20 protein-coding genes are annotated in these 23,478 nt (G+C 61.5%); 9 read left to right on the forward strand and 11 right to left on the reverse strand.

Annotated elements, in window-relative coordinates:
• Positions 1-91 precede the first annotated feature (91 nt).
• The 5 genes from ACP2YP_RS15530 (at position 92) to ACP2YP_RS15550 (ending at position 4,389) form a co-directional block, all read left to right on the forward strand.
• Positions 92-1,120: a carbon-nitrogen hydrolase family protein gene (locus ACP2YP_RS15530; RefSeq protein WP_426425139.1), complete on the forward strand. Its 1,029-nt coding sequence runs from the start codon at positions 92-94 to the stop codon at positions 1,118-1,120.
• A 69-nt stretch (positions 1,121-1,189) separates the two neighbouring features.
• On the forward strand, positions 1,190-2,296 hold the full coding sequence (locus ACP2YP_RS15535; protein WP_426425140.1) for a cupin domain-containing protein: 1,107 nt from the start codon (positions 1,190-1,192) through the stop codon (positions 2,294-2,296).
• 43 nt (positions 2,297-2,339) lie between these two features.
• Positions 2,340-3,248, forward strand: coding sequence for a fumarylacetoacetate hydrolase family protein (locus ACP2YP_RS15540; protein ID WP_426425141.1), 909 nt, complete (start codon positions 2,340-2,342; stop codon positions 3,246-3,248).
• Positions 3,248-3,685, forward strand: a complete 438-nt coding sequence (locus ACP2YP_RS15545; RefSeq protein WP_426425142.1) for an acyl-CoA thioesterase — start codon at positions 3,248-3,250, stop codon at positions 3,683-3,685. The genes ACP2YP_RS15540 and ACP2YP_RS15545 overlap by 1 nt, the downstream gene beginning before the upstream one ends.
• Positions 3,682-4,389 carry a hypothetical protein gene (locus ACP2YP_RS15550; protein ID WP_426425143.1) on the forward strand — a complete coding sequence of 236 codons (708 nt, stop codon included), beginning with the start codon at positions 3,682-3,684 and terminating at the stop codon, positions 4,387-4,389. The genes ACP2YP_RS15545 and ACP2YP_RS15550 overlap by 4 nt, the downstream gene beginning before the upstream one ends.
• A gap of 219 nt (positions 4,390-4,608) precedes the next feature.
• Here the strand turns inward: ACP2YP_RS15550 and ACP2YP_RS15555 are convergent, their stop codons facing one another.
• Both ACP2YP_RS15555 and ACP2YP_RS15560 read right to left on the reverse strand, forming a co-directional pair.
• Positions 4,609-5,475 carry an NmrA family NAD(P)-binding protein gene (locus tag ACP2YP_RS15555; protein ID WP_426425144.1) on the reverse strand — a complete coding sequence of 289 codons (867 nt, stop codon included), beginning with the start codon at positions 5,473-5,475 and terminating at the stop codon, positions 4,609-4,611.
• 45 nt (positions 5,476-5,520) lie between these two features.
• Positions 5,521-5,943 (reverse strand): DoxX family protein, encoded by a 423-nt coding sequence (locus ACP2YP_RS15560; RefSeq protein WP_426425146.1) that lies wholly within the window; start codon positions 5,941-5,943, stop codon positions 5,521-5,523.
• A 120-nt stretch (positions 5,944-6,063) separates the two neighbouring features.
• Between ACP2YP_RS15560 and ACP2YP_RS15565 the strand changes: the two genes are divergently transcribed.
• The gene (locus ACP2YP_RS15565; RefSeq protein ID WP_426425148.1) at positions 6,064-6,969 is read left to right on the forward strand and encodes a LysR family transcriptional regulator; all 906 of its coding nucleotides are present in this window, start codon (positions 6,064-6,066) and stop codon (positions 6,967-6,969) included.
• Between the two features lie 587 nt (positions 6,970-7,556).
• Positions 7,557-8,846 carry an ABC transporter substrate-binding protein gene (locus tag ACP2YP_RS15570; protein WP_426425149.1) on the forward strand — a complete coding sequence of 430 codons (1,290 nt, stop codon included), beginning with the start codon at positions 7,557-7,559 and terminating at the stop codon, positions 8,844-8,846.
• A 53-nt stretch (positions 8,847-8,899) separates the two neighbouring features.
• Here the strand turns inward: ACP2YP_RS15570 and ACP2YP_RS15575 are convergent, their stop codons facing one another.
• The 9 genes from ACP2YP_RS15575 to ACP2YP_RS15615 all read right to left on the reverse strand — a co-directional run bounded on the left by ACP2YP_RS15575 (position 8,900) and on the right by ACP2YP_RS15615 (position 22,059).
• Positions 8,900-10,672 carry an adenylate/guanylate cyclase domain-containing protein gene (locus tag ACP2YP_RS15575; RefSeq protein WP_426425150.1) on the reverse strand — a complete coding sequence of 591 codons (1,773 nt, stop codon included), beginning with the start codon at positions 10,670-10,672 and terminating at the stop codon, positions 8,900-8,902.
• 260 nt (positions 10,673-10,932) lie between these two features.
• Positions 10,933-12,624, reverse strand: a complete 1,692-nt coding sequence (locus ACP2YP_RS15580; protein ID WP_426426161.1) for an arylsulfatase — start codon at positions 12,622-12,624, stop codon at positions 10,933-10,935.
• Complete coding sequence (locus ACP2YP_RS15585) at positions 12,621-13,544, reverse strand: formylglycine-generating enzyme family protein (RefSeq protein ID WP_426425151.1); 924 nt, start codon at positions 13,542-13,544, stop codon at positions 12,621-12,623. The genes ACP2YP_RS15580 and ACP2YP_RS15585 overlap by 4 nt, the downstream gene beginning before the upstream one ends.
• 226 nt (positions 13,545-13,770) lie before the next feature.
• Complete coding sequence (locus tag ACP2YP_RS15590) at positions 13,771-14,856, reverse strand: SphA family protein (RefSeq protein ID WP_426425152.1); 1,086 nt, start codon at positions 14,854-14,856, stop codon at positions 13,771-13,773.
• 476 nt (positions 14,857-15,332) lie between these two features.
• A complete protein-coding gene (locus ACP2YP_RS15595) occupies positions 15,333-16,838 on the reverse strand; it encodes a DUF5939 domain-containing protein (protein WP_426426163.1) in 1,506 nt (501 codons plus the stop codon).
• A gap of 507 nt (positions 16,839-17,345) precedes the next feature.
• Positions 17,346-18,059 carry an ABC transporter ATP-binding protein gene (locus tag ACP2YP_RS15600; RefSeq protein ID WP_426425153.1) on the reverse strand — a complete coding sequence of 238 codons (714 nt, stop codon included), beginning with the start codon at positions 18,057-18,059 and terminating at the stop codon, positions 17,346-17,348.
• A complete protein-coding gene (locus ACP2YP_RS15605) occupies positions 18,056-19,825 on the reverse strand; it encodes an ABC transporter permease subunit (protein ID WP_426425154.1) in 1,770 nt (589 codons plus the stop codon). The genes ACP2YP_RS15600 and ACP2YP_RS15605 overlap by 4 nt, the downstream gene beginning before the upstream one ends.
• A complete protein-coding gene (locus ACP2YP_RS15610) occupies positions 19,822-20,865 on the reverse strand; it encodes a branched-chain amino acid ABC transporter permease (protein ID WP_426425156.1) in 1,044 nt (347 codons plus the stop codon). The genes ACP2YP_RS15605 and ACP2YP_RS15610 overlap by 4 nt, the downstream gene beginning before the upstream one ends.
• A gap of 45 nt (positions 20,866-20,910) precedes the next feature.
• Complete coding sequence (locus ACP2YP_RS15615) at positions 20,911-22,059, reverse strand: ABC transporter substrate-binding protein (RefSeq protein WP_426425158.1); 1,149 nt, start codon at positions 22,057-22,059, stop codon at positions 20,911-20,913.
• A gap of 35 nt (positions 22,060-22,094) precedes the next feature.
• On the opposite strand from ACP2YP_RS15615, the gene ACP2YP_RS15620 reads away from it, so the two are divergent.
• Positions 22,095-22,622, forward strand: a complete 528-nt coding sequence (locus ACP2YP_RS15620; RefSeq protein WP_426425159.1) for a hypothetical protein — start codon at positions 22,095-22,097, stop codon at positions 22,620-22,622.
• A 53-nt stretch (positions 22,623-22,675) separates the two neighbouring features.
• Positions 22,676-23,458, forward strand: a complete 783-nt coding sequence (locus ACP2YP_RS15625; protein ID WP_426425160.1) for an aspartate/glutamate racemase family protein — start codon at positions 22,676-22,678, stop codon at positions 23,456-23,458.
• Positions 23,459-23,478: the final 20 nt, after the last annotated feature.

Raw genomic sequence — 23,478 nt, forward strand, 5'->3', positions numbered from 1 at the left:
ATGTGAAGTAAGTCAACGCCGCGCCATGCTATCGTGCTTGCGGATCTCTGCTCCGAAAGCGCGATGACGAGCCGGCGACAGGGTAGGGCCAATGCTGAAGCTGCCGCGCTTTAGAGCTGCCGCCGTCCAGGCTTCACCTGTATATCTCAACGCGGGCGCGACCGTGGACAAGGCAGCCTCACTGGTGCGTGAGGCGGCGGCCAATGGCGCGAAACTCGTCGCGTTCCCCGAAGTGTTCGTTCCCGGTTATCCCTACTGGAACTGGATCACCGATCCCGTCACTGGCAGCGCATGGTTCGAGAAGCTCGCCAAGGCATCCGTTCTGGTGCCGGGTCCCGAGATCGACGTCGTCAGGAAGGCCGCGCGCGACACCAGCTGCTACGTCGTGCTCGGCGTGAACGAGCGCAGTCCGGTCTCGCTGGGCGCGATCTACAATACCCTGGTTTTCATCGGGCCGGACGGTGCATTGCTCGGCAAGCACCGCAAGCTGGTGCCGACCTGGGCAGAGAAGCTGACCTGGACCGGCGGTGACGGATCGAGCCTGCGCGTCTATGATACCGAGGTCGGGCGTCTCGGCGGCCTTGCCTGCGGCGAGAACACCAACACGCTCGCGCGCTTTGCGCTGTTGGGCCAGGGTGAGCTCGTGCATGTCGCAAGCTACATCTCGCTTCCCGTGGCGCCGCCGGACTACGACATGGCGGAGGCGATCAAGTTGCGCGCGATTGCCCATTCCTTCGAAGGGAAGATCTTCACGATCGTCTCCTGCTCGACGGTGTCGGAGGAGATCATTGCCGCGATGGAAACCGTCGTCCCCGATGCGCGTGCGCGCCTGCAGCGCAAATCGAGCGCCTTCTCGGGCATCATCGGGCCGGATGGCCGCGTGGTCGGCGCGCCGCTGATCGACGATGAAGGCATCGTCTATGCCGACATCGACCTCGATCGCTGCATCCAGCCGAAGCAGATGCATGACATCGTCGGGCACTACAACCGGTTCGATATTTTCGATCTGCGGGTCAATCGGCGACCGCTGGCACCGCTCGGCCTCACGGAGGGCGAAGGCGTGGCAGGAGACGCAGCGGAGCAGGCAGGCTTCTCCTCGATCCCGGGCAGATCGGAATGAGGGTTTGCGACGCGTCGACGTGACGGCGCCATGAGACAGGACGTCGAGAGACAGGACTTGGAGGACAGGATGGGCGAAAACGTGATCGGCCGGGCCAATGTCGAGGATACGCCCGAGCTCAAGGCCTATTACAAGGATCTCGAAAAATACGAAGCGGGTGCACTGTGGACGGTCGCCAACAAGATCGAGCCATGGGCGCCGCAATCCGCCTCCGTTCCCGTGCTCTGGCGCTACAAGGATTTGCGCGAGCACGTGCTGCGCTCGGTGGAGCTGGTCTCGCCGGAGAAGGCGGGACGGCGAGTGATCTACCTTAACAATCCGGGGCGTCGCGACGTATCGGCCGCCGTCGGCTGGCTCTATTCGGGATTGCAGGTGATGCATCCCGGCGAAGTCGCATCGGCGCACGCGCACTCTGCTTCGGCCTTGCGCTTCATCATGGAAGGGGCGGGCGCCTACACCATCGTCGACGGTCACAAGATGACGCTGGGTGCGCGGGATTTCGTGCTCACGCCGAACGGCACCTGGCACGAGCACGGCGTCGAGGGCAACGGCTCGGTTTGTATCTGGCAGGATGGTCTCGATATCCCCCTCGTTAACGCGCTGGAAGCCAATTTCTTTGTCGTGCATCCGAAGATCCAGCAGGAGGAGTCCGGCTATCCGGTGGACGACATGACCAGGACCTGGGGCAACCCCGGTCTTCGGCCGGCAGACTCGCGATGGTCAAAGGGCTATTCCCCCATGTTCAAATATGAGTGGGAGCCGACCTATGATTCCTTGCGGAAATATGCCGCCGCGACTGACGGCTCGCCCTATGACGGCATTCTCATGAACTACGTCAACCCGATCACCGGCGGGCACGTGATGCAGACGATCGGCGCTAGCATGCAGTTGCTGCGGCCCGGCGAAAAGACGAAGTCGCACCGGCACACCGGCAGCTTCATCTACCAGGTCGCCAAGGGGCGCGGCTATTCGGTGATCGCCGGCAAGCGGTTCGAATGGGAGGAGAGGGACATCTTTTGCGTTCCCTCCTGGGCCTGGCACGAGCATGGCAATCTCTCGGAGAGCGAGGACGCCTGCCTATTCTGCTTCAATGATCTGCCCGTGATCGAAGGTCTCGGGCTCTATCGGGAAGAGGCCTATGGTGACAATGCCGGCCATCAATCGGTCGCGGCCTGACGCGTCCTTGCCGAATTCAATTAGAACAGCTGGATAAGCTTTCATGCGCCTTGTTACCTACACCTTGGGCTCCAGCGGTGCCCGCCTTGGGGTTCTCGTCGACGGACTGGTCGTCGATGTCGCGCGGCTCGGAGCTTCCAGGGGGCTCGCCTGGCCGAGCGACATGCTGTCTTTCATCGACGACAGCGTGACATTGCTTCCGGCGCTGAAGGAGTGCCTGGACAGCACCAATGGGCACTTGCCGGCCGGCTCCGCCGTTCCAGTCGAGGATGTGAAGCTGCAAGCGCCGATCCCGCGGCCCCGCAAGAATATCTTCGGCATCGGGTTGAACTACCGCGCGCATGTCGCGGAAACCGCCAAGAGCCTGGATACGGACAAGGATCTGCCGAAACAGCCCGTGGTCTTCTCCAAGCCGCCGACCTCCGTGATCGGCCCGGGTGCGGCGATCCAGCACAATGCGAAAATGACGCAGCAGCTCGACTGGGAGGTCGAACTCGCCGTCATCATCGGCAAGACCGCGACGCGTATCGCGCCCGCGAAAGCGATGGATCACGTCTTCGGCTATTCGGTGATGATCGACATTTCCGCGCGCGACAATCGCCGCGCCGGCCAATGGATATTCTCCAAGGGCATGGACACTTATGCGCCGTTCGGCCCGTGCATCGTGACCGCGGACGAAATTCCCGACCCGCATGATCTGCGGCTCTGGCTGACGAAGAACGGGGTCATGAAGCAGGACTCCAACACGAAATACATGATTTTTGACATTCCGGTTCTGATTGCCGACATTTCATCCGGGATGACGCTGGAACCAGGCGACATCATCGCAACGGGAACGCCGGAGGGCGTGGGCGCCGGCATGAATCCCCAGGAATGGCTGTGGCCGGGCGACGTGGTGGAGGCCGGGGTCGACGGCGTCGGTGTCATCCGGCACCCCGTTGTCGCGATCTGATGACGGCATTCTCATTCAATCGCGAGCTGAGGTTCGGCGATTGCGATCCCTCAGGGATCGCGTACTTCCCGTCTTACCTGAACATCCTCAATGGCGTCGTCGAAGACTTCTGGGCGACGATCGGCTTTCCATGGCCGGAATTGATCACGGTCCGGAAGATCGGGACGCCCACGGTGCACCTGACCTGCGACTTCTCCCGACCGTCGATGTTCGGCGATCTCCTGACGTTCGGGTTGCGCATCGGCCGTGTTGGCGGATCATCTCTCCATTTGGAGCATATCGTGTCGGGCGCGAACGGCATGCGTTGGCGGGCCCGCCAGATCCTTGCCGCCACGTCGCTGGTGGATCATCATGCGATTCCATGGCCCGATGATATTCGCGCCGCACTTGTGGCGAACCTGAACATGGACGAGGGCGCTGAGGCAACGCCGGCATGATCTCGCTCTTCGTGACATTCTCCGATCCGGCAGGCGAACGGCGGATTCATCCTGACGAGGTTGCCGCCGTAGCGGAGCTGCTCGGATTGATCCCGGAGATGACCGAAGGATTACTGTTCACGCCGTTGCAACAGTCGGTCGATCATCCCTACAAGACCGATGGATTCGGCCCTGTGTTTGCGCTCCAACTGCGGTTTCCCGACCTGTTCGCGTGCGAGGCGGCGATGGACCGCGGCGGCATCCTTGCCAGCCTGTCGATAGGTGCCGGATTATCTGGCCTCACCGGATTGGACGTTACGCATCAGGTGATGCTGACACGCGCGTTTCCCGTCGATGTCGCCGCGCATCCGGCGGGCACGACCACTCCGTGCAGCTACCTCGTGCACTATCCCGGTCCGGCCGAGGACATGAATGCCTGGAACCTGCATTATCTGGAGCACCACCCATCGATCATGCGGACCTTCCCGGACGTCCGCCAGATCGAGATCTACACCCGCATCGATTGGGTCGACCGGTTGCCGTCGCAGCGCGTCGAGCACATGCAACGCAACAAGCTGGTGTTCGACAGCGCGGAAGCACTCTCGCGCGCGCTCAGCTCCGACGTGATCAAGCGCATGCGCGCGGACTTCGTCCAGTTCCCGCCATTCTCGGGCGGCAACAAGCATTTTCCGATGCTGACGAGAGTGGTCGGGTCCAAGCGCTAGATGGCCAGGGCGCGAAGAGATGGGGCGTGAGCTCGTGAACTCAGACTGATTGCCGATGTCCGCTTTGGCGCTCATTTCAGACTCGAATTGCAGATCACGCCACATCCGAAAAGGGCCATAAGCAGCCACCATCCGGCGGGAGATCAAAGTCTAGGGAGCGCTGGCGCCATCCTAGCGCGATCACGGCGTACGCCAATGCGCGCATGGTTGCGTAACCGATCAGGAAGAGGAATGCGCAGCCGCGAATACATCGCGTGCGGACGTCGCACCCGCTACGTGCTCCGTACCCTCGGCTCCAAGGTCCATCCATCCTGCATTCACGGCCTCAAACATTTCTTCGGCAGGTCCGGTGTGGCCCTTCGGGATGCCGAATTGTTCGAACGCTTCCGCCCATCCCGCACGCGGGACTGCAAAGGCTTTCACGTCGAGATTCAGGACCTCACCCAATTGCTCTGCGACTTCATCCGCGCTGACCATCGAACCAAGCTCGACGACGCGCTGTCCTGACCAGGCTGGCCCGGTCAAAAGGGTTGCAACCTCCGCGCCGATGTCGTTCGTCGCGACCATGGTCGATTTCCGGTTTGTCGGATTGTAGTAGACCGGTAGCGTTCCGCTCTGGGCGACCTGCAAGCCGTAGAGGAAGTTTTCGAAGAATCCGCCTGCGCGCACAAATGCGATTGGGGATGTCAGGTCACGAAAACCTTGCTCCAGAAGCGACATGGCCGTGATCATCCCGAGCCCGCTGGTTCTGTTCGCACCCATCGACGAAAGGGCAACCACTCGCGGCGGCGCCGCCTTGGTGAGCGCCTCGACATAGTTTGCAATCACGCCCTTTGCTTCTTTGTAATCGGGCGAGGGCGCCCAGACAGCCGGCAACATGACGAACGCGCCTTCGACGCCTTTGAGCGCCTGCTCGATGGCTGCCGAGTCATTCCAATCGCCGTCTACCAGCTCCACGCCCTGGTTCGCCCAGCCTGACGCCTTCTCGCGATTGCGCACTAGCGCGCGTACTTCCCTGCCGCGCGCCAACAGATGTTGCGCAGCTGCGCCGCCCACTTTTCCCGTGATTCCCATTACTAAAAACATGCGTTTTCTCCTGATCTTGAGGGGCAGAGCACTGCCCCTGTTGGTTCAACGGATGAGCGGCAGAATGGCCCGGACTCGGGGATCGCGCGCATAGAGGCCGCCCCATGTCATCGCGCCCAGAAGCAGGGAAATGAGTTCCGGCGGCGACCCCAACTCGCCGATGCGGACATGGGCGCAGATGGCGCCTCCCAGAAAGCCAGTCACCAGGATCGCGCCGAGGACGGCGGTGGCCGGGATGGCGTAAAGGATGGCGCAGGCGAGGATGATCGGACCTACGACGCGGGTCGCCTCCATCGCGAACCCGGTTTCCTGCAACATGCTCGCGATCTGCGCCGGCGCGAGAAGCTGAATAGTGCCGTCTGCCACCAGAGCGCTAACGACAAACGCGCTCATTATCCGGCCGGCCCACAGGGCGCGATGCAAGGTCATGGTTTCAGGCACCTGATGTAGATTCATAGTTTCGGACACTTGTTGTTCTCCGATGGGAAACCCCAATATTTCGAAGCCTATTGTGTCTCTTGGTTGTGATAAATACCGGCAAATTGAACAGACTGTTCTCTTTACGGTGAACAATACCGAGGCACGAAAATGCAGAATCTCGAACCCATTCTCATATTCATTACGGTCGCGGACATGGGGAGCTTCACCGACGCGGCCGATAGCCTGGGCATCCAGAAGGGGAGGGCCTCAACCGCGGTCCGGAAGCTGGAAGAAGATGTCGGTGTCAGGCTCCTGCACCGGACGACGCGCAGCGTGCAATTGACAGAGGACGGACGCGCATTTCATGCGCGTGCTCGCGACCTGCTTGGTGAAGTCGATGAGCTGCACTCGATGTTCGCAGGCGATCGCGTGGCGCTTCGCGGGCGCTTACGGGTCGATCTTCCGACCGAGGTGGCGCGCACAACGATCGTGCCGGCCTTGCCGGAGTTCATGGCGACTCACCCCGAGTTGGAGCTGGAGGTGTCGAGTACGGATCGGCAAGTCGATCTGGTTCAAGAGGGGTTCGACTGTGTATTGCGGCTTGGACCCATAGGGGACGAGACGCTGATTGCCCGCCCACTGGGCCTGTTGCGCATGGTCAACGCCGCCAGTCCCGCCTATCTGGCGCGATATGGCGTCCCTCGATCGCTGGAAGATCTCCAGCGTCAGGAACATAGGACAATTCATTTCTCGACGATGCTGGGCGCAAGACCTTATGGATGGGAATATCCGGACGGCGACAGCTACGCGACGCTTCAGTTGCCAGGTGCGCTACACGTCAACAGCGCGCAGACCTACGAAGCCGCTGCCCTCGCCGGCCTTGGCCTGATTCAGGCGCCACTCTTGGGGATCGGCCGATACCTAGAAAGTGGAGCGCTTGTGGAGATCATACCCGATTTTCGTCGCCGGGCGCTCGCCGTGTCCCTCGTCGTAGCACATCGGAGCAATCTGTCGCGCCGGGTCCGCGCATTCATGACATGGATCGAAAACGTGCTCGCGCCCTATCTAGAATAGCGAAACGAACCGCTCACAAATGCCAAAGGCAGCCTCCGATCATTCTGACAATGAGAAATTCTGTAATGATCTCAAGGGATCAAAAAGCTGCAAAATGTCAGAATGGCCTTTGAAAGTGTTTCAAGATTTTCTGACTTCCAAGCTGAATACGAGGGTTCGATTCCCTTCGCCCGCTCCAACAGCGATTTCAATGGTTTAGCGACGAATTTTAAACTCCCATTCTAACGCCATTCCGACAATTTTGACGAGGCACGGCTGCAGGCTGATGCAAATTCGCGAGCGTTTTCAGACTCTACTTAAAGTCATTCTTACTTATGATGATCGTCTCCAATAGGGGCTAGCCATGCGATCATGGCCGGACATCGTACCGAGTACGCGCAGCAGAACGCCACGCTGCGGCATGTCTCGTCAGCCGCGACCCTCACGCAGGAGTCCGATGATGAATGTCGCGGCCCACCTCGAAGGCATCAACAAGACCTTCGGTACCTCAATCTGATCCTTTGGATGCCGGTATGCGACCGAACCGATAACGAGCGAGCGCGAAGACGCGAATTATCCCTCATGATGGGCTGGGGGAGAGAGGCAATATGCGGCGAGTATCGGCATGGTTTGGCTTCTCGCTTTGCGCCGGATTGCTGGCCACGATTGCTGATGCCGGCCCGGCTGAGCGCCTGATCTTCCTGTCGACCCAACTGCGGCCGATCGAGGAGGCGCAGAAGATGCGCAACTTCATCCTCAAAGATTTTTCGCGGGAGGTCGACTACATCACCGATTTGCCGCAGCGATTTGCGATGCGCATAGAGGCTGAGCAACAAACCGGTCTGCATACCATAGATGTCGTGGCGGCGCTGCACGGCGAGCTGCAGCCGCTCGTGCGGCTTGACGCATTGGTCCCGCTCGATGACCTCACCGCGAGGCTGACCGGCCGCGGCATCCCGGACCCGCTGCTGAAAATCGGCAAATTCGGCACCGCGCACCAGTTCTATATTCCATGGATGCAAGCCGACTACATCATGGTCGCCAACAAACAGGCGCTGCCATATTTGCCTCGTGGGGCGGACATCAATGCGCTCAGCTACGACCAACTCGCGACGTGGGCCAGTACGCTCCAGCAGAAGACGGGCAAACGCCTGCTCGGCTTTCCAGCAGGCCCGCAGGGGCTGATGCATCGCTTCTTTGAGGGTTTCCTTTACCCATCCTATACCGGCGGGGTCGTGGTTCCGTTCCGCTCGGAAGCGGCCGAAGCGATGTGGACGCAGTTCGCGTCGCTATGGAGGAGCGTCAATCTGAACTCGACCAGCTACAATTTCATGGAGCAGCCCTTGCTTTCTGGCGAGGTCTGGATCGGCTTCGACCACATTGCCCGCGTGCTCGACGCGCTGCGCCAGAGGCCGAACGAATTTGTCGCCTTCCCACCTCCTGCCGGACCCAAAGGGCGCGGGTACATGCCGCTTCTGGTCGGCCTGGCGGTGGTGAAAGGCGCGCCCGACACGGCTGAAGCGATGGCGCTGATCGACTATCTGACCCAGCCCAAGACGCAGATCACCTTGGCCCGTACCGTCGGCTTTTTGCCGGTCGTGAATACGAAGTTGCCGCCGGATCTTGATCCTGGCCTGAAGATGGGCGCCGGTGCGATTGCAGAAACGCAATCGGCGAAGGACGCATTGCCCGCGCTGCCGCCGATTGGCTTCGGCAAGCGCGATGCCGAGTTTGACAGGGTGTTCCTGGAAACGTTCCAGCTGATCGTTCTGCGCGGTCAGAAGCCGCGCCCGGTGCTCGACCGTGAAGCAGAGACGCTGAAGCGCCTGATGAGCGAGACCGGTGCGCCATGCTGGCAGCCCGATCCTCCTAGTACCGGCGCGTGCCAGGTCCAATAGCGGGAGGCTCGTCCCCACGCCGACTGTTGGCAAGCCGCAGCCAAAGGGCGTTCTTACGCAAGTGCTTCGATCAACTCATAGACGCGCGTTTCCGTCGTCATCCCCTTGGCGGTTACCGAGGCGATGGGCTTGAATCTAAAGCAATGCTCGACCCGGTTACGCACGGCCTCGCTGACAAGCATCGTCGTTCCGTAAGCCTTGTTCAGCCCCTCGAGGCGAGCAGCAAGATTCACGCTGTTGCCCAGTACCGTATAATTCATGCGCTCTGCCGAACCTACATTTCCCACAACGGCATCCCCGAAATGGATACCAATGCGAACGACGTACGGGGGCAGCCCCTCGGCTCCAAATTGAGCATTGAGCGTGTCGCTCGCCGCCTTGGCCGAAAGGGCGGCCCGACAAGCCCGCTCGACATGATCGGGCTGCAAATGAGGGGCATTCCAAAATACCATCACGGAGTCCCCGATGAACTTGTCCACGGTCCCGCCCTCAGCAAGAAACGCCTCCGTCAGCGCGGCGAAATGGCGCGACGTCTGACGCATCAAGCTGTCAGGGTCGGCCGCTTCGGCAATGCCGGTAAAATTCGTGACGTCGGTAAAGAGGATAGTGACCTCCCGCCTCATTCCGCCGAGCTCGGTCGAAATCGAGCCATCAACGATTCCTTTGACGATATCCTTCGGAACAAAGCGAGCGAATGACGCGATGCTGCGCCGAGCGACCGCCATCGTCCTGCCGAGTTCGTTGATCTCCGCGATATTCGATGTGACCGGCGCATCAAGGGGCGCCTCCAACGTCTGGAGTCTGCTTGCCTGAGCGGTTATTTGTTTGAGCGAGCCCGACATCCGGCTGCCGAAAACCCAGGCTGCGGGTACGAAGCAGCCGCCGACGATCAGGGCAATAACTATCCCCCTGATCTGTAGCTTCCGCACGTTCTGCACAAAATCGTCTTCCGCCGCAAACAACAAGGAGTAGCCGCTGTATTCGTCTCCCCGGGAAAATTTCTGCACGCGAAAGAGATAATCTCGTCCATCCTCGCCCCGCATGCTACCTTCAAAACGCTCGCGGCCATCCCACCTCTGCATGACCGCGCCGACCAGCCCGGTCCTGATTTCCCGAACTTCGGGGAGCTGCGGATGCGAGGGATCGGTCCTTGCCTCCTCCACGAGCCGGGCGAAGTCCGGGTGCGCGATGATTACGCCGAACGAGTCGAAGATGACGGCTGTTCCGTTCTCTCCTGGGCGCTGCGCGTGGACGAACTCGCTGAACTTATCAAGCTTGAGGTCGGCGGCAATGACACCGCGGACATGCCCATGCAGGGGTGCGCTCAAGGTGATCATCGGTGCGCCGATGCTGAAAGAAGCATATGGTGACGAAACAAGATTCCGGCCCGCCTGCATCGTATCGCGATACCAGACACGCTTTCGTGCGTCATAACCGTAGTCCGGCAGATCGAGCTGCCCGGTCTTGTTGCCTTCTTCGTCTTCGAAGATCCGCCGCATCGGCAAGGCTCTGTCGGAGGTTGGCCGGACCAGATTGACATCGTAGATAGCCTCGGCGGGTGCCCCTAACTTTTCGCGCTCCGCTGGGTCCAGGACATCGAGGCGCCGGACTTGAAGCCAGCAACCGTTTTCGTAACCGACATAGAAGCTGTCCGCCTGCGGCAGCTTGTGCAGAGCGGCTTTGAAGAGGACAATCGCACTATCTTCCTCGCTCCTGTCATCGGAGTCGGCGAGAGAGGGACTCGACGATAGCACGTCAACGACGGAACTCAGCCCCGAGACCTCAGCCTCGAGGCGGCCCAGGGTGTTCGCACTGGCAGCGTCCATGGCGGCAGACGCCGCCGCTCTCGCGACCGCATGAGAAGTCCCGAGCTCGGTAGCGACCAGAGATGCAGTCACGGCTGTAATGAAGGCTATCACGGCCGTCGTTATGGCGATCCTGAACGTGAGCATCTCAATTCGTCCTCTCGCTTCAGGACTAGGGATCAGTGTGATTTCGTCATTACCTCCTAATTTGCGTGATTGTCGGCGGTGTGCGTCGCTCCAACCGGATGGCTAGGAACGCAAAGCGGCGCGGCAAATTGATCTCATTCACCGCTGGTCCGGCTCATCTTCTCCAACACCTGCGAGATGGTGAAGCTCGCCGCTTTTTGGCGCGGCGGGTAGTCCTTGAATGTAGCAAGAAACTCGCCCACCACCGCCTGCCCCGGGACGAGCAGGAAGGCATGATCGAGCAACCAATCGTAATAGGTGTTCGACGTGATCGGCGCCCGCTCATACGGATCGGTGCGCAGGTTGAAAATATACGGCACGCGCGGGTGCTCGAACTCCCGCTGCCACACTTCCAGCGTTCCCGGCGCCGTCTGGATCGCGAATGCCATCTTGAAATTGTCGTAGCGCAAGCCGGCGAGGTCGCCTTCATCGGTAAAATAGAAATATTCGATGCGTGGCGCCTTCGCGTCTTGTCCGGTGAGGTATGGCAAAAAGTTGTAGCCATCCAGATGCACCTTGTAAGTCATTTCGCCGGCCTTGTAGCCGCCAAGCAGCTTCTCCTTGACGTCCGGCATCCCCGCCGCGGCGAGCAAAGTCGGAAGCCAATCGAGATGCGACATGATGTCGTTCGAGACGCCGCCAGGCTTGATCTTGCCGGGCCATCGAACCATCGCTGGCACGCGATAGGCCCCTTCCCAGTTGGAGTTCTTCTCGTTGCGGAACGGCGTCATTGCCGCGTCCGGCCAGCTGTTCATGTGCGGTCCGTTGTCGGTGCTGTAGAGCACGATGGTGTTATCCGCCAGACCAAGCTGGTCGATCTTCTGCAGCACGGTGCCGACGTTCTTGTCGTGATCAATCATCACATCGTGATAGGGACTCTGCCAGCGGCCGGCCTGTCCAATACTCGCCGCCTTCGGATGTGTGCGGAAATGCATGTGGGTGAAGTTCACCCAGCAAAAGAAAGGCTTGTTTGCTTTGGCCTGCGCATCGATGAAGTCCGCGGCGCGCGCGGCGATGTCGTCGTCGATCGTCACCATCCTCGCCTTGGTCAATGGCCCGGTGTCCTCGATCTTCTGCTTGCCAACACGGCCGAAGCGCGGATCGACGGTCGGGTCATCCACATCGCTCGCAAATGTGTGCATGACGCCGCGCGGCCCGAAACGCCCGCGGAAGTTCGGAAAATCCTTCGGGTTGGGATAGTCCGGCAGCTCGGGCTCTTCCTCGGCGTTGAGGTGGTACAGGTTGCCGTAGAACTCGTCGAAGCCGTGCACCGTGGGCAGGAACTCGTTGCGGTCACCGAGATGGTTCTTGCCGAATTGGCCGGTGGCGTAGCCGAGCGGCTTGAGCAGTTCGGCAAGCGTCGGATCTTCCTTCTGTAAGCCCTGCGGGGCGCCCGGCAGGCCTACCTTGGAGTTGCCGGTGCGGAACACGCTCTGCCCGGTGATGAACGCCGCGCGGCCGGCGGTGCAGCTCTGTTCGCCGTAGTAGTCAGTGAACATCATCCCCTCGCGGGCGATGCGGTCGATGTTCGGAGTGTGAAAGCCCATCAACCCGTGAGAGTAGGCGCTGATATCCGTCTGCCCGATGTCGTCGCCCCAAATCACAAGAATGTTGGGTCTACCGCCTGCCGGAGGGGTCGGCTGCTGTTGCGCCTGTGCAGTGCGAATCAGATTGTCCGATCCGATCGCTGATGCTGCCGCGAGCGCGCTACCGCCGAGCAGAATGCTGCGCCGGGTTGGGATGCGATCATCTCGTTCGGTTTCGCCTCGACTATCGTCATTGTTCATGACTTGCTCCTTTCGCGAATGACACAACGAAATCCAACATGGCTCGTGGACGTGTCGACCGGTTCCGCATGACGCGCGGCCGGGCGGTAGCGGCGGCAGTAGTTCGGTGCGCACAGGTGTGAGCCGCCCTTAAGCACCTTCCGGGGAATCTTGATTTCCGGCTGGCAGGGGTCGTAGCTCGCGGCCTCAGGCCCGCCGCGCGGATTTTCCGGGATGCAGCACGGCTTTGCGGCCTCGGTTTCGTGTTTGGTCGACCACCAGTCGGTGGTCCATTCCCATACGTTGCCGATCATGTCGTAGAGGCCGTAGCCGTTCGGCGGGAATGCCATCACCGGCGACGTGCGCTCATAGCCGTCTTCCTTGCGGTTCTCATGCGGAAAGTCACCCTGCCATGTATTCGCCATGTGCCTGTCGCCGGGCGCGAGTTGGTCGCCCCAGGCGAACTCGGCTCCATCGAAGCCTCCGCGCGCAGCGAATTCCCACTCGGCTTCACTCGGCAATTCCTTCCCCACCGACTTCGCGTAAGCCTCCGCATCACGATACGCGATGTGCACGACTGGATGATCGTCGAGCCCACTGATCGAGGAGCGCGGGCCATAGGGCCTGCGCCAATTGGCGCCAAACTTGAAATTCCACCACTGCGACCAGTCGCGCAAATCGGCCGCGTGCTTGGGTGGCGTGAAGACGAGCGAGCCAGCCTTGAGCATGCGCGGCAGTGCACCGGGGTAATCCTTCGGATCAGGCGGGATCTCGGCAAAGGTAACGTGGCCAGTCGCGTTGACGAATTTGCGGAATTCCCGATTGGTCACTGGCGTGCGGTCGATCCAGAACCCGCTGATGGTGACCCGATGGACGGGCGCCTCCTCCGGATAATGTTTGTCTGATCCCATGCGAAAGGTACCACCGGGGATCCAGACCATATTAGGTTGTAACGGCACTTCGCGAACGGCCAAATCGGATGCGCCGCTCGTCCCGGGGTCAGGATGAATCGCCATGGTCAAAGTGCAGTCTCCGCAACAGCTCAATCGACGCGCGGGTCTCCGCGCTCTTCAATGCGTGGTCCTGGGATCGCCTCCAACCAGGGATCGGAAAGGGCTCAATCAACGAAAATAGCAACGCTCAATAAACGCGCTCCAGCCACAAACTCTACTTGTACACCAGCGGAGCTCGCGGCGGCGGTGCGCCGGGCGTGGGCGGCGAGATCACGAAGGTCAGCCAAACGTTCCAGCCTTGCGGCCGGTTGTCGGCGGCGAATTCATAGTATCCCTTCAGGTTCAGGTATCCCTGCATCTCGCCAACCGGAAAGATGTATCCAATTTGAGGTCCTGCGGCGGCTACGCGCGACCGGAAGCAGCCGAGCCTGTCGCCTCCGCCGCTATCGCATCCGATCTGGTCGAATAGATATCCGACGAGCCCTACGTGAACCTGTTTGGACAGGAACTGAGACGCGCCCCAGTCGAGATGAAAGTCGGCGCCGCTCTGGTAGTCGGTGGTGGGATTTTTGAAGTTGTAGGTGAAACCGGCGACCGCCGAGAGCTCATGGCCTTTCGTCGGATCGAAGTATGTATAGCCCGCGCCGGCGTCGATGGCACCATGGCCGATGCCGACATTGGACAAGCGGTTCGCATCATAGGCGCCGGCCGGAATGTCTCCTCGCGCATAGACCATGAAATTGTTGACGCCCTGATTCCATTTCAGCGTCGCCATCGGGTAAAGATCGCCAACGCTCGTCAGCTCGTCGCTTCTGCTGATGGGGCGCATGAAGGGGAACGGGCCGACCATCCCCGTCAGCGTCCCGTTCACCGAGGTGCTTGTGCGCCCGAAAACGCCGGTCATGCTCAAGGCCGCCTGTCCTCCCAGAACCGGCGATGCAAACGTGTAGGTTGGAGTGAGCAAGAACAGATCCCCGGTCGCCTTCAGGTTGGCCGCAAGGTTCGCCGTGACGCTCGGGGTGAATTGGCCAATCGTTATCTCTCGCGCCGCCGAGACGTTGGCGCCTGCAGTTACCGACGTGTGATAGTAGTTCGATATAGCGGATAATCCGGGCGCGGTCGGTACCGCGGCCAGGCTTCCAAACGTTCCTGGAAGCCAGAAGCTGATCCCGTCCTCGTCGGCGCTCGCAGGATCGATCGACCCGAGGACGGCGATGGCGGCAAGCACGCTCGCGGCCCGCGGCCAAAAGGCTCGACGACGGACATACGTCGTGCGCAAAAACCGCTGAACGCGTTTCATCGGACTACCTATCATGTGGACCGACCGCTTGCTCAATTCTGCCACCTGTCATAGCGCGGGACAAGCGATGAGATTATGGCAAAACTTCTGATTGTGGGCTTTAGGCCACTTGGCCTGCGGACCGAGGGTTAAGCGAGATGACGCGGCTCGCTTCGGACTGTTTCGAAGCCGGTGACCTCGAAGGCGCCGCACGCCGCTACGGGAAATCCTTCAGCAATTTCCGGACGATGGTGTTGCAACGCTTAGGCTTAGCAACGGTTAGGCTTAGGGAGCAATCGCCATTCCGACAAAGAGAAATTCCCTAGTGATCTCAATCGGACTACGGTGACACTTAACTAGGCGCGGGTTGAGCCGGGTTTCGTCCAGTTCCCACCGTTCGCTGGCGGCAACAAGCATTTTCCGATGCTGACGCGGGTGGTGCGGCCCAACGGCGCCTAGGGCGTCGGCTCAGAGCCTTCGCCGCGCGCCGGTACCGTTCATATCTGCGTCGGGGTGATCGTCATGCGATGGACTTCCATCTTTTGACCGATGCCCTTCAGGTTCTCGTAGTTGCGCGACACCGAGCGTGAATTGACGATGTCACCGACGCCCGGTGCCTCCATCACCGTTGCACTGATGCAAACTTCGTTGACATCGGCGAGCCCCTGCACGCGTGCGGCGATATTCACGTCCTGTCCGAAATAGTCGATCCGGTCGTTGAGCGTCACCGCAATCGCACGACCCTTATGGACACCGACTTTGAGGCCCAGCGGCCGCGAAACGGTCCGGTTGAATCGTGATAGTTCTTCGATCATCTCGATGGAGGCGCAAACGGCGTCCTGGGGACGCTCGAAGCCGGCCATGACCGCGTCGCCGATCGTCTTGATAATGGTGCCGGATCGTTCGCGGATGATCCTGTTCAGAATCTCGAAGTGTTGGCGAACCAAAAAATACGCGTTCACATCGCCAACGCTTTCATACAGCGGAGTCGATTGCTTCAGATCGGTGAACAGGAAAGTCATGTCCGAAACTTTGATGCTCTCGCCCTCATCTACCAGCTGCGCCTTGTAGAGTTCGCGGAAGCTCGAGGTGAGCAGCAAACGCTTGCCGGAAAGAAACGGTTCATATTCGACCAGATGGGGCTGGAAACCGAAGGGATATTGGACGAACCAGAAGCGACCTCGATCGTCGGTGCGGTTCTCGATCCGGATGGTGTGCTTGCCTGGACTGAGATCGGCCGCCTGCCGGAACGAAAAGCGTCCTTCGCCGAGAACCATCTCTCTCGGTGCCGTGGCCCGGTCCGGCACGAGGAAGCGGCCCGACTCGAGCTGGATCAGCGTCTCTTGCCGTTCTGCCGGCTCTCCGTCCGCGAACAAGACCAGAAGGAGCTTGTGGCTGAGGTCCAGCACCTCGAAACGGCCAGCTGTGACCTCGAAGTCGAAGCTGCGGTGGTCGTGGGCCATGATATCGGCGAAGCCACGGGAGAGCGCAGCCACGAGCTGCTGGTGCGTCATCCCGTGCGGAGCGATGAAACCTTTGGAAAAGTTGTAGCGCAGGTAAAAATCCTCGACGGATAGCATTTCGGGATGGCGAAATATGATGTCGCGCACGCCGCTCGAGACCGTAAAAGTGACCTGAATGGAGTCGTCCAGCGCCGCGTCGTTGATCGCGTTGCAGAACGCGCACTCAAAGCGCGGATGGACCTGGTCGAGCTCGCGAAAGCTGCCGGCGACCTGCGGGCAGTAGGCGCAGACGAGCAGCCAGTCCATCTCGAACAGGCCTACCTTGGCGGTGTGCACGAACAGCTCTATCGCGTCCGCCTCGGACAGGCCGACGAGACGGCCGTACTGGATGGGGTTGACGCGAAAGAGGTCATAGTCGTCGGCAGTACGGATGAAGCGTTCGAGATCCGGGAGGACGTTCGGCGCCCAGCTTCTTGCCGATCCGAGCGCACCGAGGCGCTGGCTCAGGAGACTCTCGTTGACCGGAGACGGGACACTCATCTCAAGCACCCTATGGACTGACTACGCTATCGGTCTCCGGCTGAACTGTGCGACGGCAGATACTCTCATGAGCGTTGCACCCGCCAGCCGTTGCTCCGCTCGTCCATTTCGAGACCGGTGGTGTCGGCAACCCGCATCCGCCTGCACGCAGGAGCGCAAACTCTCGTCACTGGGCGGTGGCCAGGTCGGCCGCATCGGCAAGCACGATCAGAAAGTCGGTGCGTCGAGTTGCCCGTGCGGGCACTTGGATCCATGCTCCGCGACAATGCGCCCAATGTATCCTCGGCTTCGTCCTTGTCGCAAGCAACCAACGCATGCAACCGAACGATTTAGCGCGACGAGCGATGATGGCATCATGCCCCTGTTTTGCCCGACGGATCAAGCGATTTCGTAAAATCAGCAATTTAGCGTCGTTAAGCCGTTGATATCGCTGTCACCGGCTACTGTGCATGGGGTTGTTTTCGATGTTCTTATTCGGGCGGCTCGCGGGCCTGATCCCGGCCGGCTCTAGTGCCCGCCGAGATAGGCCGTGATCAGCCGGGGATCGTGGATGAGGTCCTTGGCGAGCCCGGACTGCACGACCTCGCCAGTCTCGAGCACGTAACCGTAGTCGGCCGTCTCCAGCGCCGCGCGGGCGTTCTGCTCGACCAGCAGAATGGACACGCCGAGGTCGCGCAGGGATGCGATGGTGCGAAAAATCTCGCGCACGATCAGCGGTGCGAGGCCGAGGCTAGGCTCGTCCAGCATGAGAAGCTTCGGCTTGGCCATCAGCGCGCGCCCCAGCGCGAGCATCTGGCGCTCGCCGCCAGAGAGCGTACCGGCGGCCTGGCGCTGCCGCTCCTTCAGGCGCGGGAAACGATCATAGACTTCATCCAGTGTCTTCTGGACGCCCGAACGGTCGCGCAAGCTGTATGAGCCAAGGAGAAGATTGTCGGCGACCGACATGTCGGAGAACAACTCACGCTTTTCCGGGACCAGGCACAGCCGGCGCTCGACGCGGTCCTCGACGGCCATTTTGCCGATATCGTTGCCCTGGAAGACCATGCGGCCGCGCGATGCAAGCAGCCCGATGGCAGCCATCAGCAGCGTGGTCTTGCCGGCGCCGTTGGGGCCGATCACGGTGACGATCTGTCCTTCCTCGACAGACAGCGAGACATTGCGGACCGCTTCGACATTGCCGTAGCGGACCGTCACATCCGTCATGGAAAACATCTCGCTCACGCGACGCCTCCGAGATAGGCTTCTTGAACCCGCTCGTCACTGCGGATCTCGCTCGGCACGCCTTCACAGAGCTTGGACCCGAAATCCAGCACCACGATACGGTCGACCAGCGACATCACAAACTCCATGTCGTGCTCGACGATCAGGATAGTCAGGTGATCCGCCCGCAATGACCGCAGGAGCTCGGCGAGCCTCAGCTTCTCTTGGCGGCGCAGACCTGCCGCCGGCTCGTCGAGCACCAGGAGTGCAGGGTCCGCAGCGAGCGCGCGCGCGATCTCGAGGATGCGTTGATTGCCGAGAGGTAGATTGCCCGCGAGCTCGAATGGCTTGTCGCCGAGCCCGACGCGCTCGAGCTGCATCAGCGCCTCGTGCCGGACGCTTGCTTCCTCGCGCTGGTTGAGACGGAAGGCACCGGCCAGCAGGCCGGAGCCGGTTCGAGCATAGGTGCCGAGCATCACGTTTTCGAGGAGGCTCATGCGCGGCCGCAGCTTCACATGCTGGAAGGTTCGCGCGATCCCCGACTTGGCGATGCGGGACTGCACGTCATTCGTGATCGGCCGTCCAGCAAAAACGATTTCGCCCTTGTTGACGCGGAGTGCGCCGGTCAGGCAGTTGAACATCGTGCTCTTGCCGGCGCCATTCGGGCCGATCACCGCGAGGATTTCGCCGGATCGTACCTCGAAGCTGACATTGTTGACGGCGACGAGGCCGCCGAACCGGCGCTCGGCGCCATCCACCTTCAGAAGGAGCTCGCCCGGCTTCGGCTGCGAACGGCGGGGCAGGGGCGGGGCCGGCTGCGGTCGCTCGCGCCGCATTTTCGGCAGGTACTGCGCGACGAACGGCACGATGCCTTGCCGCGCCCATTGCAGAAACAGGATGAACAGCGCGGAGAAGGCGACGATCTCGAGCTGGCCGGATGCGCCCTTGGCAATGAGCGGCAGATAGTCCTGCACACTGTTCTTCAGCAGCGTCACGATGGCAGCTCCCACGACGCCGCCGAGCAGGCTGCCGGCGCCGCCGACCATCGACATCATCAGATATTCGATGCCCATGCCGGCATCGAACGGACCCGGGCTGATGAACCGGCTCATATGGGCGTAGAGCCAGCCAGAGAGCGAGGCCAGGAAGGCCGCGATCACGAAGGTCGCGAGCTTGATCTGGAAGGCGTTGATGCCGAGGCTCTCGACCAGCGTATTGCCGCCGCGCAGCGCGCGCATGGCGCGGCCAAGCCGCGAGTCGAGGAGGTTGTAGCCGAGGAGCAGAACGGCCGCGACGATACTCCAGATCAGGAAATAGATCTGCACGCTGGAGACCAGTGCGAACGATCCGAAGCGGATCGGTGGGATCGACGAAATGCCGTTGAAACGCCCGAGCCCGTCGACATTGCCGAACAGGAAGCCGATGGCCAGCCCCCAGGCAACAGTGCTGAGCGAGAGGAAATGACCCTGAAGCCGCAGGGTGACGACGCCGATGATGGTCGCGACGCCGCAGGTCAGGGCGACGCCGAACAGGAGGCCGAGCCACGGCGAATATCCGTTCAGCGCCGAGACCCAGGCGGTGGCATAGGCCGCGATGCCGACGAAGGCCGCCTGTCCGAACGAAACGATGCCGCCGACGCCGGTAAGCAGTGCAAGGCCGATGGCGACCAGCGAATAGATGCCGATGTAGTTCATCAGCGTGATGCTGAACGGGCTCAGGACGAAGGGGGCTGCTGCGAGGCAGACCACGGCTGCGACCGCCGCAAGCTGAACGTGAAAGCGCGTCATTCCTCGATTTCCTCCTCGGAATGCAGCGAGGCGAGGGATCGCCAGATCAGGATCGGGATCAGCAGCGAGAACACGATGACGTCCTTCAGCGCACTGCTCTCGAAGGATGCGAAGCTTTCGAGAATGCCGACGCCGACGGCGCCGATCGCCGCGCCGGGATAGCTGGTCATGCCGCCGACGATGGCGCCGACGAACGCCTTGAGGCCGATCAGGAAGCCGGAATCGTAGAACACGGTGTTGACAGGCGCGATCAGGATCCCCGAGACGCCCGCCATCAGCGATCCCAGGAGATAGGCGATCGTGCCGGCGCGAGCCGGGCGGATGCCCATCAGCCGCGAGCCGGTCCGGTTCACCGCCGTGGCGCGCAGGGATTTGCCGACCAGCGAGAAGTCGAAGAAGAGGTAGAGAAGCCCGCTGAAGACGAGCGCCGCAATCACGATCAGCATGGTCTGGCCGGAGATCAGGACGCCGGCGAACTCCGTCGAGAACGACGTCAGCGGCTCGGTCCGGACCCCTTCGGGGCCGAAGAACAGGAGGCCGAGGCCCACCAGTGCAAAGTGCAGCGCCACGGAGACCGTCAGCAGCAGGAGCACCGAGCCGTCGGCGATCGGGCGGAAGACGATCCGGTCAAGCAGGGGCGAGATCGGCATGATCAGCAGCAGCGCCAGCACGAGCCTGACGGCAAGCGGCGGATCCAGGCGCATCACAAGCCAGGCGGCACCGACGATGGCGAACGGAAGTACGAGATAGAAGAGAAGGGCACGGGGCGCGAGCCGAAACTCGCCGGTGCGCACGAGCGAAATGAGCTCGATCAGCGTTGCCAGGCAGGCCAGCACCATGATCAGCGTGCCGGTGCCCGGAAAGCGCTTTGCATCGAGCGCGGCAAGCGTCAGCGCGGTGAACGCCGCGATGTCGCCAAAGGGAATGAAGATGACCCGCGTCACCGTGAAGATGAGGACGGTCCCGATCGCCACCAGCGCATAGACTGCGCCGGTGGCAATCCCGTCGATCGCAAGAATGGCCGCGATGTCGCTCGTCATTGAGACGCCGTTCCCCCGTTTTGATGGCCAGCCCTGTCCTCTTGGCTACGGTGCGTATTTCCAGGCGCCGCCGGTGAGGCGAACCACGACGAGCGAGCGCTCATCGACGCCGGTCACGGAGCCCGGTTTGAAGTTGTAGACGGCATGGACGCCTGGCAACTCCTTGGTGCTGAGGATGGCATCCCGCAGCGCCGCGCGGAACTCGGCCGTGCCGGGCTTTGCGGTCTTGAGCGCGCGCTCGGCGGCGTTGGCGAAGATCAGCCAGGCGTCGAAGGAATAGGCGGAGAAGCCGTCAGTGGTCGGAATGTTGTGGGTCTTCTGGTAGACGGCGCGGAAGTCCAGCGAGATCTTCTTGGCAAAGTGCTCGTCGGGAAGCTGCTCGGCGACGATCACGGGGCCGGCGGAGACCTGAATGCCCTCAGCGGCCTTGCCGCCGACATTGACGAAGTCCGGATTGACCAGCGCCACCGTGCCGTAAGTGTTGCCCTTGAAGCCGCGCTCGGAGAGGGTGATGAGGGGCAGCGCACCTTGCGTCCCCGAGCCGCCGTCCAGGACGGCGTCCGGCCGTGCGGCAAGCACTTTCAGGATCTGCGCGGTCACCGACGTGTCGGTACGGGCATAACGTTCGTTGGTCTGGATCTTGATGTCGTCGGCGGCTTCGGCGGCCTTGGCGCCGTTATAGACGAGGTCGCCCCATGCGTCCGAGAAGCCGATGTAACCGATGTTCTTCTTGCCATCGCGCTTCATGCGGTCGGCAACGATCTTGACGAGGAGGGATGCCGGCTGCGGCACCGAGACGACCCACTGCTCCGGCGATTCCGGCAGCTTGCCGATCGGCGAGACCGCGATCATCGGCACCTTCAGTTCGCTCGCCACCGCCGCCATGGCGATGGTCGAGGGCGCGGTGGCCGTGCCGATGAGGAGGTCGACCTTCTCTTCTTCCACCAGCTTGCGCGCATTGCGGGTTGCAGCCGACGGGTCGGAGCCGTCGTCGAGCTGGATCAGGCGGACGGTCTCGCCGTTGATTGTCTTCTTGTATTCATAAGCGGCGTTGATGCCCCGCCCGTAGGGGATGCCGATCGACGAGCCGTTGCCGCTCAGCGACGTGACGAAGCCGATGGTGATCTCGGCCTGCGCAGCCGGGGCTGCGAAGGCGCTGGCGACAAGTGCGAGTAAACTCAGAGTCCTGCGCATTTGCTCTCTCCTCCGTTGATGCTGGGTCTGAAGGCGTGGAAGCGGATCAGGAAAACCGAATTGTCGAACCGATGGAAAGCATTGCTGCGGCGCCGAATGTCGGGCGCGACCAAAGAGAGTTCGCTCGGCCGGGCGTCAGCAGCCATGGCGAGGCATGCCGCTCAAGTCGCGGGCCCATCGGTGGAAACGGGCGGATGTCGCGCGAAGCGATGAAGGGTGGTTGCCGCGGTCGCGATGCGCGACCGGCGATGCTGCTGCCGGCTCTCCAAGCCCGACGACTGTCCACGCGATCGAGTTTCTCAAAATCGGTGCCCTGCAACATCATTGTCTTGGCCACCGGTGGCTCGTCGGCGGCTTATTACTTAAAGCCTAAAGTATTTTCAGTGGAGCCGTCAACACGTGTCACGGGGCTGTCAGAAAAAATGTCCTTGCATACAATTTCGCCGGGCGTGCCCGTTTTCCGTTCCTCGTTGCGCTACGATAAGGCGCTCGCGCCACCATGCGGGGGAAGCGCGTTCCGCGGGTGCGGCGCGTATTTGACGCGCCAATTAGTTTATGGTTGAAATATATCCATCGGCAGCCGACGACCGATCCTCCCCATGACCGGAGAAGGACGATGCGCATCTTCTGGCAGAGCTTCGTTGATGCGAGCGTGAACGCGCCCTACATGGCGCTGCTGTCGGAGTATCTCAACAACATCGCAGCGCCCGGCACGACGGTTCATGTCGAGGGGATGTCGCCGCCGGACCGGGAGTTCGGTCGGCTCGCCGAACTGCGCTGCGCGGTTCAGGCGATCGACAACGGCATCGCGGCCGAGGTGGGCGGATTCGACGCCTTCGTGATGGGGCATTTCCAGGACCCCGGTCTCTACGAGCTCCGCTCGGCGCTCGACATTCCCGTGATCGGGACCGGCGAGGCGACGCTGCTTGCGGCATCGCAGCTCGGCCGGCGTCTTGGCCTGGTGACGCTCGATCCGGTCTTCGAGGTCTGGCATTATGAGCAGGCCGAGCGCTACGGCCTCGGTGATCGCGTCGCGCATGTCACCGGTCTCGGTTGCAAGCCCGAAGATTACGCCAGTGCGTTTGGCGGCGATCAAGCTGCGCACGCCCGCATGATCGAGGATTTCGTTGCCTGCGCCCTTCCGCTCGTGGAGCGCGGCGCCGATGTCGTAATCCCCGCCGGCGTGTTGCCGGGCCTTCTGATCGGACGCGAGCACGGCCTGAAGATCGGACACGCGCCCGTCGTCAATTGCGCGGCGGTGGCGCTGAAGAGCGCGGAGATGTGGGTGCAGCTGAGGCGGCTCAATGGCACCGAGCCGAGCCGCGGGCCGAGCTTCAAGCGTGCGAGCGCAGTGGCTCGCGAGGATTTCCGCGCACTGCTGGCCCGCAACAAGCGCTAGCGCCGGCGACCAGTTCTGGA

This window comes from Bradyrhizobium genosp. A (genome assembly GCF_049949275.1).
GTDB lineage: Bacteria > Pseudomonadota > Alphaproteobacteria > Rhizobiales > Xanthobacteraceae > Bradyrhizobium.